The sequence below is a fragment of the Arthrobacter sp. CDRTa11 genome (assembly GCF_026427775.1).
In the GTDB taxonomy this organism is placed as follows: Bacteria; Actinomycetota; Actinomycetes; order Actinomycetales; family Micrococcaceae; genus Arthrobacter.
In genome coordinates, this window is sequence record NZ_CP044532.1 from 4,322,845 (window position 1) to 4,341,732 (window position 18,888).

An 18,888-nucleotide genomic window follows, 5' to 3' on the forward strand; every position below is an offset into this window, starting at 1 on the left:
ACCTGAACCCCCTTAGAAGGAAGCATCATGAAGACCATCAATAAATTCCAGACGGCGGCTGCCGGGCTCGCCGTTGTGTTGGTCCTGTCCGCTTGTGGCGGCGCGGCAACGGGCACTTCAGCACCCGCGGCGGAACTTTCGAAGACGCAGAACACCCGGGATGTTTCTGAGGGTGTCCAGCCGGATCCGGCGGCGGTGGCGTTGTTGCCTGAGTCGTTCAAGTCCAAGGGCGAGATCACGGTCGCGATGGATCTGAGTTCCCCGCCGATGACGTTCCTCGCCGAGGACAACACCACCCCGATCGGGCTGAACCCGGACCTCGCCCGGCTCGTGGCGAAGAAGCTGGGCCTGAAGCTGAAGTTCGAAAACACCGCGTTCGATACGATCATTCCCGGGATCGACGGCGGCCGGTACGACTTCACCGCCACCACGATGTCCGCCACCGAAGATCGGCTCAAGGTCCTGGACATGATCAACTACCTCAAGGGCGGCTCGGCCGTCGCCGTACCCAAGGGCAACCCGAACAACCTGACCAACGACACCCTGTGCGGGAAAAACATCGGCGTGACCAAGGGCTCCACCCAGCAGCTCAAGCACCTGCCCAACGTCTCGAAGTGGACCTGTGAGGAAAAGGGCCAGCCCGCCATCAACGCCATCACCCTGCCCAACGTCCAGGAAGCCCTGACCCAGCTGGACTCCAAGCGGATCGACGGGGTCTTCTACGACGCTTCCGCCCTGGCCTGGGCCAACGAACAGCAGCCGGACCACTTCAAAATCCTCGAACCACGCATGGATACCCGCACCAACACCAACGTCGCGATGGGCGTCAAAAAGGGCTCAGCGCTGACCCCGGCCCTGCAGAAGGCCATCCAGTCCGTCCTGGAAACCCCCGAATACAAGAAATCCCTGGAGTACTGGGGCCTGGGCGAATCAGCCATCACCGAAGCCGCAATCCGCTAATGGCTGACCCGATCAGCCACGAAATGGGCTTCACCCGCACCCAGGCCTTCCTGGAACAGGTGCTCTAAGCCATGGACGGAAAACTCGCAGTCATCGGCCTGGGCAGCATCGGCTCCATGGCCCTCTGGCAAGCCAGCCAACTCACCGACAACGTCACCGGCTTCGAAGCCCACACCCCCGCCCACGGCCGCAGCGCCGTGGGCGGGGACACCCGGCTCTTCCGCATGATCTACCGCGGCAACCGTAGCCTCTACCCCATCCTGGAACGCTCCCGCCAGCTCTGGGCCGAACTCGAAGCCGAAACCGGCCAAAACATCCTCACCCACACCGGCGGACTCTCCATCGGCACCAAAAACGGCCCCTACCTGTCAGCCCTCCTGGAAACCACCCAACAAACCGGGGCCGAGCACGAAATCCTCAGCCGCGAACAAATGGCCCAACGCTACCCCCAGCACAACCTCCGCCCGGACGACATCGCCGTCTACGACCCCCACGCCGGTGCCCTGCGCACCGACCGCGCCGTCACGGCCGCCATCACCGCAGCCCAAACCAACGGTGCAACCATCCACAGCAACACCCCGATCGACAGCATCACCGAAACCGCCGACGGCGTCCTCATCACCTCCGGCGAGAAGTCCTGGACCTTCGAGAACGTGATCGTCGCCTCCGGCGGCTGGTCCCGGAAGCTTATGCCCGACTACCTGAAGGCAGCAACGCAAACCAAACGGCTCTTCCTGACCTGGTTCGTCGCCAAAGACGGGGCCGAATTTACCCCGGAGAAGTTCCCCACCTTCAGCCGTGTGCACGAGGGCCGCTCCATGTATGGGGCGCCCGCGGTGGATGGGGTCACCGTCAAGGCGACCCTGGACGGCCGCGGCGGACCAACACCGGACCCGGGCGCCCTGCCCAGAGAACTGACGCCCGCGGAAATAGCCGAAACCACCGAAACCGTCACCGACTTCCTCCCCGGCCTCATCCCCAACATCGTGCGGTCGGACGCGTTTCCTGACCTCTTTACCACCGACCGCAACCCCCTGGTGGGCCGGTTCAGCGATGGCAGCAGGGTCTACTGCGCCACCGGCTTCTCCGGCGGCGGCTTCAAAAATGCCACCGGCTACGGCCAGATCGCCGCATACGAAGCCCTCGGCAAACGCACCTTTGACGGCCTGGACTTCGTCCGGCCCCAACGGTTTCAGACCTAGACCAGTCCGCAGCGGCTACCGCCTAAGAACCCGCAGCAAACATGCAGTAAGCAACGAAGGAATGAGGGGACATCCATGGCAGCATCGGAAGGACTCCTTGCACTGGAGGGAAGGCCCACCGCGCAGCTGATCGCCGATCAGCTGCGTGAACAAATCGTTCAGGGTGCGTTCCGTCCCGGAGAGCAGATAAATGAATCTGTCCTGGCAAGCCAGCTTGACACTTCCCGGGGCTCTGTCCGTGAAGCGTTGCAGCGGCTGTGCCAGGAGGGAATCCTGGTCAGACGCCATAACAAGGGTGTCTTCCTCCTTGAGCTGACTTCCCATGACATCAGGGAGATCTACGCAGCCCGCCAAGCTGTGGAATCAACTGCCGCTGCCGTGCTGCTCGATGCCGGCCAGGACCAGGTCAAGGACACCTGCCGGGAACTACAGGCCATTGTCACTGACATGGCCAAGCAGGTCGCGGTCTCGGACTGGCAGGCGATTGCCCGGCTCGATATGGAATTCCACACCTCCTTTGTGGCCGGGGCAGGCAACACACGCCTGATCCGGATCTACGAAACACTGGCAGCGGAATCCAGGATGTGCATCCTCAACCTGGCCGTCGCCTATCCACGCATGGACGTCCTGGTCCAGGAACACCAGATGCTGCTCGATCTGCTCGAAAGCGGGAACAAGGAAGGACTCGACAAAGCCATCAAACGCCACCTGGAAACGGCCGTCGAGGACCTCACGACACCTCGGCAAGACAAGCCATGATGTGCGTGCGGTGTATAATCGACAATCGACAAGAGGGGGAACCATGGACGGCAAATTCGCATGGCAGGAACAGCGGACGACGACACCGGACGGCGTCTACCGCGTGCTGCGTACAGCCATCCTGGACGGCACGGTGGCTCCAGGGGAACAGCTGCGCGAGACGCACATTGCTGCCGATCTGGGGATCAGCCGGTCCCCGCTGCGGGAGGCGCTGACCAAGCTTGAAGAGGAGGGGCTGGTGGTGAAGATCCCCTTCAAGGGATCGTTCGTTGTGGAGGTAAGTGCCCGCGACGTCGCCGAGATCGCCTCGATCCGCATGCTTGTGGAGCCTTACGCTGCTGAGCTCTCGGCACCAACGTTGCGTGGTCCTGAGCGGCTTCGGCTGAAGCAGACCATCGAGGAACTGTACCGGGCCACGGACACCAACGATATCCCGGCAAGCGTTGATGCCCACCTTCGCTTCCACAGGCTCTTCTACGAACTTTCGGGGAACTCCGCACTGCAAAGCCTGTGGAACGGTTGGGAGAACAAGCTGCGGCTCTACTTCGCGGCGGACCATCCGACGTACAGCAACCTCCATGAAATCGCCGTCGAGCACGAGAGACTGGCCGAACTTGCCCTCAACGGTGACATCGAATCGTTCCGTCAGGAGATGGCCAGCCAGTTCCACAACGCGCTCAGCGGCGAAAGCCAAAACCAATCATAGGCGTCAGTCTTCGGTGGGTGTCGTCCGGTTGGAGTGGTAGGTGCGCCAGGAGTGTTCGGGTTCAAATCCGAGCAACCGCCGGGCCTTCCCAATGGACAGCAAGGTTTCGTGCTCGCCCAGGTCCTTGGTCACCTTGACGTCGGGGAAGACCTCCGCGGCGAGGCTGGCGCTGGAACGGCTCATAACGGTGTCCGCGTTGGCGATGATGAAGGCCTCGAAACCGGGCCGGCCATTATCCAGGGCCCGCGCTACTGCCTGTGCGCCGTCGCGGCCGTCGATGTAGCCCCACAGGTTCCATTTGCGCAGCCTGGGATCGGAATCGAACGACGGGAACGCTTCGTAGTCCTCCACGTCCATCACGTTGGAGAACCGCAGCCCCACGATGCTCAGCTCGGGATCCCAGCGCGTGAGCTCCGCGGCCATCTGCTCTTCCAGGTGCTTGACCAGCGAATACGTGCTCTCCGGCCGGGCCGGGTACTCCTCATCCACCGGGATGTAGGGAGGGTCGACGTCGAAGGGCAGCCCCAGCACCGTCTCGCTGGAGGCGTACACCACTTTTTTGATGCCCGCCCGGCGGGCCGCCTGGAACACGTTGTAAGTGGACAGCATGTTGTTCTCGAAGGTGGCAGCGTCCGGAATGATCCCTGGCGCCGGAACTGCGCCCAGGTGCACCACGGCGTCGAAACCGCTGTGCCTGTCATCAAGGCCCAGGAGCACATCAAGTACCTGGCCGTAGTTGCGCAGGTCCACGATGGCAAGCTCCGGGCTGCGCTCCCCTGCCCGGTCCAGGTTCAGCACCGTGTGGCCGTCCCCGGTCAGCCTGCGGATGACGTGGCGTCCCAGCTTTCCGCTGCCACCGGTTACGGCAATCTTCATAAGGAACTCCTGTTGTGGTGGGTTTGGGTGCGGCGTCAGTGCCTGGCCAGCTACGTTGTGAGGAACTTTTCGACGGCGGCAATCGCACGTTTGGTGATCTCGCTGGGTTCGCCGCTGCCGTCAATGCACACCACTAGCCCCCGGCCCGCGTAAACAGAGACTACCTCATGCGTTTCACGGTGGTAGAGGTCCAGCCGCCGCCGGAATACCTCCACGGTATCGTCCTTGCGTCCCTGGTCCTTGGCCCGCTGGAGCATCCGCTGTTCCAGCTCGGCATCAGGCGCCAGGAGTTCGATGACAGCGTCAAGGCGCTGCCCCAGGGATGCCAGCATATTGTCCAGCTCCGAGACCTGCGGCGCGGTGCGCGGATAGCCGTCAAGCAGGAAGCCGGGGCGCACGTCCGAGTCGCGGAGCCGCTCTTTGACCAGGGCGTTGGTGAGGTGGTCCGGCACGAAGTCCCCGCCGTCCAGGTACCTGGCCGCCTCCCTGCCGAGGGGGGTCTCCTGGCTGACATTGGTCCGAAAGATCTCCCCCGTTGATACGGCCGGGATGTTGAAATGCCGTGCTATGTGCTCGGCCTGCGTGCCTTTGCCGGAGCCGGGCGGACCGATAATGAGCAGTCTGGTCATCTTCTACGTCCCTTCACGGCACGGCTGCCGCTGTTTTCGGGTCCGTCGCAGGCAGCGCCGGCGCGTTATTTATTCTGCCCACAAGAATGTGCGCACCGCCAGCCTTGAGTTCCAGCGGGATGGCGGCAGTGTGACCATTCGGACACTCCCGGCGCGTATATACTTCTCGATATCGGTTTAGCAGCAGGCCGTTGGGAAGTTCGTCGATCCAGCGACCTCTATCACCCCTATTCCGTTCGCGGAGGGGGCAGTAGGTTGCCGGCTCGTTTGACCTGAGCGAATGGCACCAAGAATCGTGGCCAGCGAGTCAACAGCTAAAACTGATACATCCATCACCGAGCACCTGCATGAACTGGTCCTCAACAGCTCCGACGTTGAGGACTTCCTTAACGAGCTCGCGCGCGTATCCGCGCGTAATCTGTCCGAGCCGGATGACGAGGTACTCTGCAGCATTACCCTTTTACGTCGTCGGAAGGCGGCCACCGTGGCCAGCAGCGGCCCGGAGGCACAGGCGATAGGCCAAGTGGAATACCAGTTCAGTGACAGTCCCAGCATGGCCGCCTCGGTGGAACAGGTGACAGTCCATCTGCCCGATGTCGAGGATGACGGCAGGTGGCCCGAGTATTCCGCCGCTGTCCTGGCCCAGGGTGTCCGCTCGGTCCTGGCCCTTCCCTTCCAGCTGGAGGGGGAAACCAAAGCCGCCCTCCTGCTTTACTCCCAGCGCTCGTTCCGTTTCAGCGGGCGGATCCTGGAATTCGCCGAGGACTTCGTCAGCCAGACCTCCCTGGCGCTGCGGCTGGCCGTGCGCTTTGCGCATTACAGCGAGTCGGCGGCGAACCTGAGGGCCACGCTTGAGTCGCGCACGGTGATCGACATGGCTGTGGGCATCATCATGGCCCAGAACCGGTGCAGCCAGGACGAAGCTTTCGGGATCCTCAAGACGGCGTCCAGTACCCGCAACTCCAAACTCCATGACGTGGCGGCAGCGGTGGTCAACGCGCTGGGCCAGGGGCCTGCTCGGACCCACTACGACGGGTAGCGAACGGCCGGGCTCCTATTGGGGGGAGCCCGGCCACCGCCCTTCGATGTACGGTCAAAGGACCGGAAGAAATCCCGGCGAACGGCCGGCTGCCCAGGCTCAGGCGTCGGGCACCACGTCATAAACCAGGTCATTTCCTGCCACCCGGACGCCCGGCGTCGGCTGGTGCGGAACCAGCTTTCCACCGGGCATCAGGTGCCGGATATCGACGCCGTCCAGCAGCAGGGCATGGTCGGCGATGAGCCGGCGATGGCAGCGCCACCAGAGGGTTTCGCTGCACATGATCGCCACCTGCCGCTCAGAAGCCTCGGTGATCAGTTCCCCGAGGGCATGGGAGAAATCCGGAGACCGCATGTAGGCCGCGTAAGCCCGGAACGAATCGTTGCGCAGGGCGGTGTCCGGCGAATCCGGCGGAAGCTTCCGGAAGCCGCCCAACCGCCTTTCCCAGCGGTACGCGATCCCCCTGGCGGGCAGCCATTGCGCCAGCAGGTCCTTACCAAAGTGCGGGAATTTCCGGCTTCCGGGGGCGATGCGGACGTCAACCAGCAAGCGGATCCCCGCCGCCGCCAGTAGTTTTCCGAAATCCTCCTCGCTGGAGGTTCCGTGGCCTACCGTGGCCAGCCGCACCTTCATGTCAGCCATGGTCGTTCCCGCCATGATCCCACCCTTCCACAGGGCACCCCCCAATGGCGACCCGCCCGCCGTCGGCCCAGTGGCACGCTCTCTCACTTAATGCGGGTTTTCCCCGATCCCTCTCTCACCCGGTGAGAGAGGGATCGCCGTTTTTCTGCATTAAGTGAGAGAGCGTCTGGGGCTAGGTCAGGCCGACCACAGGCCGTATTTGGCGCGCGGGTCCAGGACATGGTGGCCCGGAGCGACAGGAACGGCGATGCCAAGGTCGAAGATCTCGATCCGCCGGGCGTGGCCGGCCTCCGGGCTGTGCTGGTACAGCAGCTCAATGACGTGGCCGTCAGGATCGGCGATGTAAATCTGTTCCACGTAGTCATCGCGGACCCGCGGCCCGCCTACCCGCTCTAGCCCTCGCTCCTGCATGGCGGCCAGGAACGGTTCGAACGAGTCCACCATGACGGCAAAATGGTGGCACAGGCCCGTGCGCAGCTCCTCGCCACCCCACTCGGGGGCGTGACGGGCAAGCCGGCCTGGCTGGGATTCCTGGACCACGTGCACTTCAACATCGCCGTTGTGGAAGTACGCGCCGTGAAAGACAAAGTCGGTGGGCCGGTGGATCTCCTCGAACCCCAGGACGTTCATGTAGAAGTCGCGGGTGGCTGCGATGTCGGAGACCACAAGGCACACGTGGTGCATGCTCATGGTCCGTGCCGGCAGTTCCCTGGTCCTGGTCTTCAACAGCTGGTTTTGGCGCATGGAGGATCCTTCCTGTTTCAGCCGGTTCGTCGGTGAGGCCGGCGGGTAAAACGAACCTCCAGTATTGGCTCGCGGGAACCGGATCGTGCTGTGGCAGGACCAAATTGGGAGGTTTTGGAACCGATGTTCAGGTTCCCGGCCAATGATTGACCACGCTGTGCTGCCGGGAGTTGGATCAGGTCGGCCCGAAACCTTCTTTCGGCGTCCGAATGGCATTGCAGCCACCGGGCCGCCGCCTTGTCGCGAAGGAGCGATATGTATCCGATTTGGTATTCCATGACGATGGTGGTCCTCAGCATCGTTGTCCTGTTCTTCATGATTGTGAAGCTCAAGATCCACCCCTTTATCACCATGACGGTTGTCGCCGTCGGCCTTGCCCTGGCGATGGGAGTGCCGCTCATCGATCCCAAAACCGGCATTTTCGCCGTGATGGAACCCGCCATGGGCAAACAGCTGGGCCACATGGTGCCCCTGGTTGCGCTCGGCTGCGTGATTGGCGAAATCATCCGCCGCTCCGGCGGCAGTGAAGTGCTGGGCGAAAAGATGCTGCAGCGGATCGGCAACAAACGCGGCCCGCTGGCGATGACCATGTGCGGCCTCCTGGTGGGCAGCACCATCTTCTTCGACACCGCGGTAATCCTGCTGGCTCCCGTGACAATAGCCGTCGCCAGGCAATCAAAGAAGTCCATCATCTTCTTCGCGATCCCCATGGCCATCGCCGTGTTGGGGATGCACTCCATCGTCCCGCCGCACCCCGGCGCGGTAGCCATCGCCACCGCCTTGAACGTGAACTTCGGGCTGCTGATCATGTACGGGCTGCTGGCGATGCTGCCCGGCGTGGCCATCGCGTTCCTCTACTCCCAGTGGGCGGCCAGGAAACTGACGGCGAACGGAACCATCGATCTGGACGCGGCGTACGACGGCGGAACCGCCCAAGGGACGGAGGAAAGCACAGAACAGCCAGGCACGACGCCGGTCTCCGGGACTGACGGTGCGCCGTCAGGAAGCGCGGACACTACTTCGGGGACCACAGCCATCGCGACGGCGCCTGCCCGGTCCACCACGTTGACGGCGCTGGAAGGGCACGAGCGTCCCGCCGTCGGGAAACTGCTGTTTGTCCTGCTGCTCCCCATCGTGCTGATCCTGATCCAGACCCTGGCCGGTTCCTTCCGCATCGGCGGCCCGGCCCAGACGGTGCTGGATATCCTCGCGTTCCTGGGCACACCCTGGCTGGCTCTGACCATCACCGTCTTCTGTGCCTACGGACTGCTGCTGACGCCCAAGGTACGGCGCGGGGAGAGCATCTCGTTCTTCGGAATGCAGGGCATGAAGCCGGTGGGTGAAATCCTGGTTTCCACCGGCGGCGGCGTGGCGTTCGGCTCCATCATCGGCGCTTCCGGTGTGGGCAAGCAGCTCCTGGACACCCTGGCGGACATCCACCTTCCGTTGGTGCTGTTCGGATTTGTGCTCGCCGCGATCCTGCGGGCAACGCTGGGAACGACGACGGCGGCGGTCACCTTTGTGGCGGTGCTGCTGGCCCAGTCCTTTGACACCACAAGCCTGAACCCCAGCCAGCTCGCGCTGCTGGCCGTAGGCGTCTCCGCAGGCGGCATGTGCCTGTCCAACTTCAACGATGCAGGCTTCTGGGTCCTCTCCCGCTACTTCGGGATCAGCGAGCAGGTCATGCTCAAGACCTGGACCGTGGGGGTCACCATCATGGGCTGCGTGACGGCAACCATCGCCTCGCTCCTGTGGCTTGCGGTGTCCTGACCGCGGTTCAGTAGCGTGGTTCAGTAGTCTTGGGCTGTGCGAAACGAAGCGGTCATCATCGGTGCGGGAATAGGCGGCCTGAGCACGGCCCGGTCCCTGGCACGCCACGGCTGGTCCGTCACAGTGCTCGAGCAGGCTTCCGCCCTGCCAAGCACCGGCACCATGCTGGGGATGTGGCCACAGGCAGTTAGCGCGCTTGACGCCATCGGCGCGGGCGAAGCCGCACGCAGCAGCGGGGGCTGGGCCCATATTTCCGGCGGTGCCGGCACCCGGCTGTGGACCCCCGAGGGGCGGACTCTGATGTCCGCCCCCGGCGGTGCAGACCTGAACCTGGTCGCCCGGCCCGCACTCCTGGCCGCGCTGGCCAGGGACGTGGACATCAGCTTTGATACCCGGGTGGATGACCCGGACCTGTACAAGGATGCCTACCTGGTTGTCGGCGCGGATGGCACCTTCAGCCGCAGCCGGCACCGGATGTTCGGGGACCGCTTCAGCGCCCGTCCGCTGGGAGCTGTCGCCTGGCGGGGCACAGTCCCTGGAAGCGTCCGGGAACACGGCGAGATTTGGGCGCCTGGTGCCCTGTTCGGCATTACGCCGGCAGGTCCGGATGCCACCAACTGGTATGCCTGCATCAACGCGGACAGTACGTTTGATGCTCCGCACCTGCCGCGCCTTACGGAGCGTTTTGGATCCTGGCGTGGCACCGTCCGGGACGTGATGGACAGGATCGAGGAAGACGGCATTTTGCATCACGGGCTCTTCGAGACGCCCAAACTGCCGTCGTTCACCAGGGGGAACACTGCACTGGTGGGCGACGCTGCCCATGCCATGGCCCCCTTCCTTGGCCGGGGTGCGTGCGAAAGCATTGTGGACGGGGCCGCGCTTGGGCGGGCCGTGGCGAAGGCCTCCACGCTCGACGCCGGCCTGGCCGCCTACGACAGGGCGCGGCGCGCGCGGTCGCAGCGGCTGGTGCGTTCCTCACGCCTGATGGGGAGATTCGCCATGATGCGTACCGGGGTTCAGGCCCGAAACGCGGTAATCGGTACGATCGGGAAGCTGATGAAGCCGCTTATTTCCTGATCTCATGCAGAAGTGCCAGCAGCGCGGCGGCGGTGGTGTTGTCCGTGACAAGTTCGGAAATCATGCCTCCACTAATGGCTGCGGCTATCGGAGCCACCTTATGCCGGCCCGCGGCCACGGCGATCCGTTGCGGAATATGCCGGAGCTCATCGGCCCCGATGCCCAGCAGGAACGGTGCGTGCCCGGCGTCAATCAGTGAGCCGTCCGCACGGAGGAAATGGCCGCACAAATGCCCCACGGCACCCTGCGACGCCAGCCCTGCCAGTTCCTCGGCAGGCACCGGGCTGTAGACGCCGGTGCCGTCAAAACGCTGCATGGATCCAATTCCTACCAGGGCCAGGTCACAGCGTTGCCCCAGTTCCAGCGACTCACGGACCTCCTCCGAGTCCAGGGCTGCGTCCCGTGCGGATCCGGACCGGTAGACGAATGGTGCCGGGAGGGCCCGGAAGGAAGCACCCAGGCGCACCGCAATAAGCTCTGCCGTGTTGGGTCCGCCGCCATCCGGGGCACGGCCGGCTTCCCCCGCTTTGCCGGAACCAACCGGTCTCCCTCCCGGCAGGCAGCCCAGAAGGTCAACCACCGTCAGGTCGGGGCGGTGGGCGGCGGCCATGGAATCGGGCACAGAGGACAACGACCTGCTTGACGCCACCCCCAGGAGTACTTCGCCTGAAAGCCGGGATTCCAGGTAACGGGCCGCCACGTAGCCGAGCCTGCTCGAATTCCCGTAAAGCGCCCGGGGTTTTCCATTGGCAACCAGGCACCGGCGCAGGCCCGTCCGCCGTCGTAATTCCGTTTCCAGCTCCTGGACCCGGTCCACCGGCGGGCCAATCCTGAACTGGACCACGCCCCGCGAGCGCGCCTCCGCCAGGAGGCGCGACACGCTGGGACGGGACAGATGTTCCGCCGCGGCGATATCGTTTTGCCGCATGCCGTCAACAAAGTAGCTGCGCGATACCCGTGCCAGGAGGTCGTCGTGCAGGTCCTCGTCCGCCCGGCCCACGCCCGGTCAGTCCGGGGTCAGCGCGGCGGAGGCGACGCGGACAGCTGAAGTGTGCTTCGTATGAGTTCCACGGCCTCCTCCACCGTCAGCTCGGCCGGAACCCGGATGTGTGCCTCGTCGGCCTGGGGCGGTTCCAGTGTTGCCAGCTGCGATGCCAGCAGCGTGGCGGGCATAAATTCGTGCTCCCGGGTTTCGAGCCGGCGGGCAATGATTTCCGCGGCCCCGTCAATGTAAACCAGGAGCAGATCAGGTACGTGGCTTCGGAGCAGGTCGCGGTAGGACCGCTTGAGGGCAGAGCAGGCCACCACGCTGGCATGGCCCTCACTCACCCCCTTGGCGATGGCTGACCCCACCACCCCAAGCCACGGGATCCTGTCCGCATCGGTCAGCGGAGTACCGGCTGCCATCAGGGCCTTATTTGATGCCGGGTGAAGATCATCTGCGTCGATGAAGGGGATGCCAAGGCTTTCGCCCAGGGCTTTCCCCAGGACGCTCTTGCCGCTTCCCGAAACACCCATCACCACCATGGGCCGGAGTCCCCCGGTCATGGCTTTCCCCCACCCCTGGAGGAGGCCTGCGGGTCCTGCCCCTGGCCGGCTGGTGCAAAGCTGAGCAGCACCTTGCCGGACTCGGCGGAATTCTTGGCCGTTTCAAACGCTTCAAGGCCGCGTTCCAAGGGGAAGACGTGGGTGACAACCGGGTCCACCACCAGGGAACCGTCCGCGAGGGCCGTTATGACGTCGTCGATCTCGTCATTGAACCGGAACGATCCCAGCAGCTCCAGCTCGCGGGTGATGGCAAGGGAAATCAGGACCGGCTGCGGCCCTGACGGCAGGAGCCCAACCATGACCACCTTCCCACCACGCACCGCACCCTTGATGGCAGAAGCCAGGCCGTGGTGGCTGCCGGAGGATTCAATGACGACGTCGGCCTGCACGGCTTCAATGGCCTCCACCGCTGCGGCTTCCAACACCTCATCGGCGCCCACCGCCTGCGCGATCTCCAACGGTCTGCGGTGCATGTCCACCGCCACGATGCGGGCTGCGCCGGCCCGCTTCAGGACAGCCACGGCCAGCGCGCCGATGGGCCCGCTGCCGATCACCAAAGCAGTCTTGCCGCGCACGTCGCCGGCGCGGGACACCGCGTGCCAGGCCACGCTGGCGGGTTCAATCAGCGCGGCCGTCTTCAGGTCCAGGCTCTCCGGCAGGACGCGCAGCATGCGGGACGGAAGGTTGGCGTAGCGGCTGAAGGCCCCGTCAGTGTGCGGGAACCGTGCTGCGCTGCCCAGGTACGTGCAGCCCGGGGACAGGTTCGGCCGGTCCTCGGGGTATTTGACGACGCCGGGGCCGGCTCCCGGCCCCGCGCTTATACCCGGCGTTGCCGGGTGCACGGCAACGGCGGAGCCCTCTGCTGGACCTGATCCGTCTGCCGCCGCGCGGGCCACCACACCCACTATTTCGTGCCCCAGCACCATGGGTGCCTTCAGCACCGACTCCCCGGCCGCTCCGTGCAGCCAGTAGTGCAAATCGGAGCCGCAGATGCCGCCATAAGCTATTTCGACGACAGCCTGGTCAGGGTGTGGTGAAGTCAAAGGGATGTTCTCAATCCGGAGGTCCCCGGCGGCGTGGGCCACCACGGCCGGACCGGATTCAGGCAGCGGTGCTTGGAGCAGCCCGGCTGAGGGAAGCTGTACAGGCGTCGCCATCAGACCACCACCGTCATTCCACCGTCGATGAAGATGGTCTGGCCGTTCACAAAGTTTGAGCCATCCGACGCCAGCCACACCGCGGGGCCCGCAAGGTCCTGGACGGTGCCCCACCTGTTCGCCGGGGTGCGGCCCAAAATCCACGAGTTGAACTGCTCGTCGTCCACTAGGTTCTGGGTCATCTCGGTGTGGATGTAGCCCGGAGCTATGCCATTGATCTGCAAACCCGAGGCAGCCCACTCCGCTGTCATGGCACGGGTCAAGTTCCGCAGCCCACCCTTCGCGGCAACGTACGGTGCGATGGTGGGACGGGCCAGGTCTGTCTGGACCGAGCAGATGTTGATGATCTTCCCGTGTCCGCGCGGGATCATGAACCGCGCGGCTTCACGTCCCACCAGGAAGGCGCTGGTGAGGTCCGTGCTGATGACCCGTTCCCAGTCCGCAACGTCAAGGTCCAGCATCGGCACCCGGTGCTGGATTCCCGCGTTGTTCACCAGGATTTCCAGCGGGCCAACATTCTCCTCGACCCAGGCCACACCGCGGGCGGCCTCAGAATCCTTTGTCACGTCAAAAGCGCAGCTGTGGATCCGGCCCGGCGCAAAATCCGTGGCGAGGGCAACTTCGGCGGCCTTGAGACGCTCGGCGTTAATACCATTCAGCACCACCGTGGCTCCGGCATCCGCCAAGGCGCGGGCCAAGGCGTTGCCGATCCCCCTGCTGGAACCTGTCACCAGGGCAATCCGCCCGGTCAGGTCAAAAAGTGAACTCATGGTGTTGTCTCCTGAACGGTTGCTGTCCTGCGGGCGGCTGCAGCGGGAGCTGACGCCGCGTCGACTGCGGCGTCAACTGCGGCGGAGGCGCTGAGGTTGGCAATGGTTTGCCGCACCACGGCCAGGTCCAGATCGCCCAAGCCTTGGTCCTTCAGTTCGCCGTACAGTCCGACGGCGGCTGTCGCCATCGGCACGGACGCCCCCACAGCGGCGGCACTCGCCAGCACAAAGGAAAGATCCTTGTGCATAAACTTTGCCGGTCCGGTGGGCGCGTAGTCCTTCGCAGCGAGGCGGGGGCCCACAAAATCCAGCACCCGGCTGCCTGCGAGGCCGCCGGAAAGCACCTCAAAGAGTGATGCAACGTCCATGCCCGAGTGTTCGGCGAGTTCTGCAGCCTCGGCGAGCGCCGCCGTCGTGGTTCCCACAATCAGCTGGTTGCACGCCTTGGCGAGCGACCCGGAACCCAGCCCGCCCAGCCTCCGGACGGTGGTGCCCATCGCCTCCAGGACGGGCCGGAGGCGCAGGAAATGTTCGGCCGGGCCGCCGGCCATGATGGCCAGGGTTCCGAGCTGTGCACCTTCGGTGCCGCCGCTGACCGGCGCGTCCAGCACGGTGGCGTTCCCGCCGCTGGCCTCCGCAACGGCAAGGCCGAAGGCCCTGACCCCCACGGGGGACACACTGCTCATCACTACCACCAGGGTTCCCGGTGCCGGCGGGACCAGCCGCCATTCATCGAGGAGAGCGGACGCCGCGTCCTCGATGAAGGACAGATCCGGGAGCATGAAGATGATCACCGGCTGGTCCCGAAGGGCTGCGACGTTTGGCGCGCGGGTTCCGCCGAGCAGCACGAAGTCGTCCACTGCTTCCGGGGAGCGGTTCCAGGCCGAGACCGCCCACCCGGCTTTCAGCAGATTGGCGGCCATGGGAGCACCCATCAGCCCCAGCCCGACGAAGCCGGCACTGCGTGTTGTGCCGTTCAAGGCAGTGGCCTTGCTGTCCGTCGGGCCGGGGGCCTGGGGGTTGTTAGTGTTGTGCAATTTCCAACCTTGGTTCTCGGGCCGGGGCCCGTTTACTGGAGTGACGCCTTTACTGGAATGCGGGGCTTACTTGCCCCAGATGGTGCGGTAAGCGTCCTGGTAACCTACTGGATCCCAGGCATCGGTGACAGTGGTGTTTTCTTTGGTGGAGACGTGGATCTGGGGGACGTAACCGCTGGCGGGCTGATTGTTGAAGGCCCGGTTGAGTTCGTCCACGATCTGCCACCCCTCGGATTTCAGCGGCGAGGGAACGGTGGCGGTCTGGTATTCGCCGGCTTTGATCCGCTGCAGGGCTGAGGAGTCGCCATCGCCCGCGCCCACGTTGAACGGTGCGCCGCCGGCCTTCACGCCGCCGGCGCGCAGGGCTGCCGCCGCGTTTTCGTAGTAGACGTCATTGATGGCCAGGGAGTAGGTCCAGGCTTCGTTGTGCTTGCTCAGCAGCGAGGACACCTCCTGGGGCATCCTGGCGCTGACGTCGGACAGCGGGACGTTGTCGTATTCCAGTACCTTGATGCCGGAGCAGGTTTCCAGTTCCTTCTTGATCATCTGCGATTTGCCTTCGGCAAACGGGATGGAAGAGTCCGTGAAGATCACGACGCCGGCATTGCCGTTCGATTTCGCAATCACGTAATCGGCGCTGATTTTGGCGACGTCCTCTACCTTGGTGGTGATGTTGGTGAACAGCAGCGGGTCGGTGCTGGGACCCGGTGTGGAGAGCGCCTGCCAGGCGGCCAGCGGGATATTGGCGGCGTTGGCCTCGGCCACCTGGGCGGCGGTGGTCTTGGGATCAAACCCGCCGATCACGATGCCGTCGGGTTTGGTGGTGAGGGCCTGGCTGAATGCGCTCTGGATCCCGGCGGGCGTGCCGAGCCCGTCGATGACCTTGACGTTCCAGCCGATGGCCGTGGCAGCTTCCTGCAGGCCCTTCGCCACGCCTGCCACGCCGGGGTTGGTCATGGACTGGGCCACATAGACCAGGGTCTTTCCCGCCACAGCCTTGGGGCCTGTGGTGGGTCCGTCCCAGGGGGTATCGGTCTTGGATGCCGCATCTACGGCCTTCTGGGCCGTGGCAACGACGTCTGCACAGCCGCTGTCCCCCGCGGCAGCTGAGCCCGCCGAGGCGGATTCGGAGGAACCGCTGGTGCAGGCTGTGAGCCCCAGGGCCATGATGGCGCCGGCCGCAAGCAGCAGTCGGGGAGCGGTTTGGTTCATGGTGAAGCCTTTCGGTCATAAGGAAAGTGCCTGAGGTGATGCCTTGGTGCAGGTGGTCAGGAAGCAGTGCTGGTCAGGAAGCCGTGCTGGTCAGGAAGCAGTGGTGGCCGGAGCCGGCGGAAGTGCGGCGGTACTGGCCGGTCCGGCGGGAGCCGAGGGTCCGGCGTCGTCCGCCTTGGGCTGGGTGGGCGGCGGGGCGGCAACAGCACCCGCCCGGAGCTTGCGCCGGGCTGAGTAACCGGCCAGGCCGACGGCGATCAGCAGGGTGACGCCGTTGAAAAGCGGGGTGACCCAGAACTGGGCGCCCAGCTGCGAAATGCCGGCCAAGCCGATCGCGAGGGTGATCACAGCAACCAGGGTGCCGATGACGTTGGCACGTCCCGGTTTGATGGCGGTGGCTCCCAGCAGCGCCCCGACGAACGCCGGCAGCAGGTAGTCCATGCCGACGCTGGGGTTTCCGATCTGCTGCTGCGAGGCGAGCAGCACGCCGGCCACGCCGGTGACCACTGCCGAGAACGCGAAGGCGTAGATGGAGTACCGCTTGGTGGGGATGCCCATCAGGGCAGCTGCCCGCGGGTTGGAACCCAGCACGTAGAAGTAGCGGCCCAGCGGCAGCCGTTCGAAGAGGATCCAGAGGATCACGGCGACGATCAGCAGGTACACGGCAACGATCGGCACTCCGGCGATCTTGGAATCGTAGAGGTCCTTGAAGGAGACCGGGAGGCCGCCGTCACCCGGCACCACCCGGGCACCGTTGGTGATGGCTCCGGTGATGGCGTACAGCACGGTTCCCGTTCCCAGGGTGGCAACAAAGGAGTCGATCTGTCCGAATTCCACCAGCAGCCCATTGATCACACCCACCAGTGCCATCACCGCAATGGCCACAAGCGCGGCGATGCCCCACGGCATGCTTCCGTCCACGATGAGCTTAAGGACAATGACGTGGGAGAGCCCGAGGCCGTAGCCGATGGAGAGGTCGAACTTTCCCGTGGCGATCGGAATCATGGCGCCCAGCGCCAGCAGTGCCGGAATCGCCTGGTTGCTGAGGATGGCGTTGAAGTTGCGGCCGGAGAGGAAGGTCTGCGGCAGGATCAGGGCAAATACCGCGAACAGCACCACCAGGATGAGGACGAGCCCATAGGGCCCGAGGAGGTGCGCCGCGCCGCCGCGCTGGCGGTTGGTCTTTAGCTGGGTCATGTGAGGATTACTCCGAAGTGAGAGCAGCACCGGAGGCCGCCGCAGTGAGATTTGAAATGGTCAGGTCAGCGCCGGACAGCTCCGCGGTGACGGTTCCCTGGACAAAAACGAGTGCACGGTGGCAGACGTTGGCGACTTCCTCGAAGTCGGTTGAGATCATCAGGACGGCAAGGCCGGCAGCCAGCGACTCTTCCAGCAGCGTGTAGATGTCTGCCTTGGCGCCGACGTCCACTCCGGCGGTGGGTTCCTCGAGGATGATGAGCTTCCTGCGCGTGCTGAGCCACCGGCCGATCATGATCTTCTGCTGGTTGCCGCCTGACAGTGTGGCAATCGCCACTTCCGTCAGGGCAGGCCGGACTCCGTAACGCTCCACGAGCTCCGCTGCCAGCTGCCGTTCCTTGCGGGGACTGGTCCAGGCGAAGGGGTTCCGGGAGCGGATCCTCGGGTTGGGCAGGAAGTTCTCCCGGAGCGACAGTTCGGGAGCGCAGCCCTCTTCCATCCTGTTGCTGGTGACGAATCCGACGCCGGCGTCCACGGCTTCCGCCGGTGTCCGGGGGTGGAAGTCTTTTGAGTCGAGCAGGACGCTCCCGGAGGTCATCCTGTGCGCCCCTGCCAGTGCGCGTCCCAGCTCCATGTGCCCTGCGCCGGTGAGCCCTACCATTCCCACAACTTCGCCGGCACTGACCGAGAAGGAGATGGCCCTTGTCTGCGAGGTGGTCAGTTCGTTGACTTCCAGGCGGACCGATTGTTGCTGGATGCCGCTTCCGGACGTGTAGCTGACGGGTTTGTGGCCCACGATATCCAGCACAAGTTCGCGTGGGGATTTCTCGCCGATGGGACCGCTGTGGATGAGCCGGCCGTCGCGCAGCACCGTGACGGTGTCCGAGATGGCGAAGACTTCGTCCAGGCGGTGGCTGACGTACAACAGGCCATGCCCATTGCTCCGCAGTTTCTCCAGGACATCAAAGAGACGGCGGGAATCCGCGGCCGGCAGGCTCGCCGTTGGTTCGTCCAGGACGATGACCGAGGCGTTGGAGGCCAGCGCCCGGGCAATGGCGACAAGGGATTTGTCTGCCCTGGTCAGTTCGGACAAGTAACGGTCCGGCTCGAGGTGCGAGGCCACGGTCTGCAGCGCCTTCGCGGCGCTGTCACGCACCTGGCGCCAGGAGATAAAACCGCCCCTGCGTCCAAAGCCCGTGCCCAAGGCAATGTTCTCGGCGATGGTCATGGAGTCCACCAGCCCAAGGTCCTGGTGGATAAAGGCCATGCCGGCGCTGGCTTCCGGCGTTCCCAGCGGATGGCCCGCCACCGTGATGCTGCCGCTGGTGGGGGTGTAGAGCCCCGAGAGGATCTTGATCAGTGTGGACTTGCCTGCGCCGTTCTGGCCAAGCAAGGCGTGGATGCTGCCGGCTTCCAGCGTGAGGTTGACGTCCTGCAGGGCCGCATTGACGCCAAAGCGTTTGGATAACTGGTCGATCTGAATCAGCGGCATCGCGGGAGGGTTGAGTCCCATGTTCGCTCCTTGCAGCCCCAGTGCTGCCTAAATTTCTGGGTGGTCAC

19 protein-coding genes are annotated in these 18,888 nt (G+C 64.5%); 7 read left to right on the forward strand and 12 right to left on the reverse strand.

The annotated features are described in order from the left end of the window. Nucleotides 1-27: 27 nt before the first annotated feature. The 4 genes from F8G81_RS19635 to F8G81_RS19650 all read left to right on the forward strand — a co-directional run bounded on the left by F8G81_RS19635 (nt 28) and on the right by F8G81_RS19650 (nt 3,627). Nucleotides 28-960 carry an ABC transporter substrate-binding protein gene (locus tag F8G81_RS19635; protein WP_267276309.1) on the forward strand — a complete coding sequence of 311 codons (933 nt, stop codon included), beginning with the start codon at nt 28-30 and terminating at the stop codon, nt 958-960. 71 nt (nt 961-1,031) lie between these two features. Next, nucleotides 1,032-2,162 carry an FAD-dependent oxidoreductase gene (locus F8G81_RS19640; protein ID WP_267276310.1) on the forward strand — a complete coding sequence of 377 codons (1,131 nt, stop codon included), beginning with the start codon at nt 1,032-1,034 and terminating at the stop codon, nt 2,160-2,162. 75 nt (nt 2,163-2,237) lie between these two features. Beyond that, nucleotides 2,238-2,921: a GntR family transcriptional regulator gene (locus tag F8G81_RS19645; RefSeq protein WP_267276311.1), complete on the forward strand. Its 684-nt coding sequence runs from the start codon at nt 2,238-2,240 to the stop codon at nt 2,919-2,921. A gap of 43 nt (nt 2,922-2,964) precedes the next feature. Further along, nucleotides 2,965-3,627, forward strand: coding sequence for a GntR family transcriptional regulator (locus tag F8G81_RS19650; RefSeq protein ID WP_267276312.1), 663 nt, complete (start codon nt 2,965-2,967; stop codon nt 3,625-3,627). Between the two features lie 3 nt (nt 3,628-3,630). Here the strand turns inward: F8G81_RS19650 and F8G81_RS19655 are convergent, their stop codons facing one another. Next, a complete protein-coding gene (locus tag F8G81_RS19655) occupies nt 3,631-4,503 on the reverse strand; it encodes an NAD-dependent epimerase/dehydratase family protein (protein WP_267276313.1) in 873 nt (290 codons plus the stop codon). Between the two features lie 50 nt (nt 4,504-4,553). Continuing rightward, the gene (locus tag F8G81_RS19660) at nt 4,554-5,132 is read right to left on the reverse strand and encodes an adenylate kinase (protein ID WP_267276314.1); all 579 of its coding nucleotides are present in this window, start codon (nt 5,130-5,132) and stop codon (nt 4,554-4,556) included. A gap of 295 nt (nt 5,133-5,427) precedes the next feature. Here F8G81_RS19660 and F8G81_RS19665 point away from each other — a divergent pair, with 295 nt between their 5' ends. Then, nucleotides 5,428-6,171: a GAF and ANTAR domain-containing protein gene (locus tag F8G81_RS19665; RefSeq protein ID WP_267279304.1), complete on the forward strand. Its 744-nt coding sequence runs from the start codon at nt 5,428-5,430 to the stop codon at nt 6,169-6,171. 99 nt (nt 6,172-6,270) lie between these two features. Here F8G81_RS19665 and F8G81_RS19670 read toward each other — a convergent pair whose 3' ends face one another. Continuing rightward, nucleotides 6,271-6,828 (reverse strand): DUF488 family protein, encoded by a 558-nt coding sequence (locus F8G81_RS19670; protein WP_267276315.1) that lies wholly within the window; start codon nt 6,826-6,828, stop codon nt 6,271-6,273. 162 nt (nt 6,829-6,990) lie between these two features. After that, the gene (locus F8G81_RS19675) at nt 6,991-7,557 is read right to left on the reverse strand and encodes a VOC family protein (protein WP_267276316.1); all 567 of its coding nucleotides are present in this window, start codon (nt 7,555-7,557) and stop codon (nt 6,991-6,993) included. A 255-nt stretch (nt 7,558-7,812) separates the two neighbouring features. Here F8G81_RS19675 and F8G81_RS19680 point away from each other — a divergent pair, with 255 nt between their 5' ends. Further along, nucleotides 7,813-9,327, forward strand: coding sequence for a GntP family permease (locus tag F8G81_RS19680; protein WP_267276317.1), 1,515 nt, complete (start codon nt 7,813-7,815; stop codon nt 9,325-9,327). Nucleotides 9,328-9,363: 36 nt separating this feature from the next. After that, nucleotides 9,364-10,407, forward strand: coding sequence for an FAD-dependent oxidoreductase (locus tag F8G81_RS19685; RefSeq protein ID WP_267276318.1), 1,044 nt, complete (start codon nt 9,364-9,366; stop codon nt 10,405-10,407). Here the strand turns inward: F8G81_RS19685 and F8G81_RS19690 are convergent. The 8 genes from F8G81_RS19690 to F8G81_RS19725 form a co-directional block, all read right to left on the reverse strand. Beyond that, nucleotides 10,397-11,407 (reverse strand): sugar-binding transcriptional regulator, encoded by a 1,011-nt coding sequence (locus F8G81_RS19690; protein WP_267276319.1) that lies wholly within the window; start codon nt 11,405-11,407, stop codon nt 10,397-10,399. The genes F8G81_RS19685 and F8G81_RS19690 overlap by 11 nt on opposite strands. Nucleotides 11,408-11,424: 17 nt before the next feature. Next, nucleotides 11,425-11,955 carry a gluconokinase gene (locus F8G81_RS19695; protein ID WP_267276320.1) on the reverse strand — a complete coding sequence of 177 codons (531 nt, stop codon included), beginning with the start codon at nt 11,953-11,955 and terminating at the stop codon, nt 11,425-11,427. Continuing rightward, a complete protein-coding gene (locus tag F8G81_RS19700; RefSeq protein WP_267276321.1) occupies nt 11,952-13,112 on the reverse strand; it encodes an L-idonate 5-dehydrogenase in 1,161 nt (386 codons plus the stop codon). Before F8G81_RS19700 ends, F8G81_RS19695 begins: the two co-directional genes overlap by 4 nt. Next, the gene (locus F8G81_RS19705) at nt 13,112-13,882 is read right to left on the reverse strand and encodes an SDR family oxidoreductase (RefSeq protein ID WP_267276322.1); all 771 of its coding nucleotides are present in this window, start codon (nt 13,880-13,882) and stop codon (nt 13,112-13,114) included. The genes F8G81_RS19700 and F8G81_RS19705 overlap by 1 nt, the downstream gene beginning before the upstream one ends. Beyond that, the gene (locus tag F8G81_RS19710) at nt 13,879-14,817 is read right to left on the reverse strand and encodes an NAD(P)-dependent oxidoreductase (RefSeq protein ID WP_267279305.1); all 939 of its coding nucleotides are present in this window, start codon (nt 14,815-14,817) and stop codon (nt 13,879-13,881) included. Before F8G81_RS19710 ends, F8G81_RS19705 begins: the two co-directional genes overlap by 4 nt. A 168-nt stretch (nt 14,818-14,985) precedes the next feature. After that, a complete protein-coding gene (locus tag F8G81_RS19715) occupies nt 14,986-16,131 on the reverse strand; it encodes a substrate-binding domain-containing protein (RefSeq protein ID WP_267276323.1) in 1,146 nt (381 codons plus the stop codon). A gap of 90 nt (nt 16,132-16,221) precedes the next feature. Next, entirely contained in the window at nt 16,222-17,328 is a 1,107-nt protein-coding gene (locus F8G81_RS19720) for an ABC transporter permease (RefSeq protein ID WP_267276324.1), read from the reverse strand. 7 nt (nt 17,329-17,335) lie between these two features. Beyond that, entirely contained in the window at nt 17,336-18,841 is a 1,506-nt protein-coding gene (locus tag F8G81_RS19725; RefSeq protein WP_267276325.1) for a sugar ABC transporter ATP-binding protein, read from the reverse strand. Nucleotides 18,842-18,888: the final 47 nt, after the last annotated feature.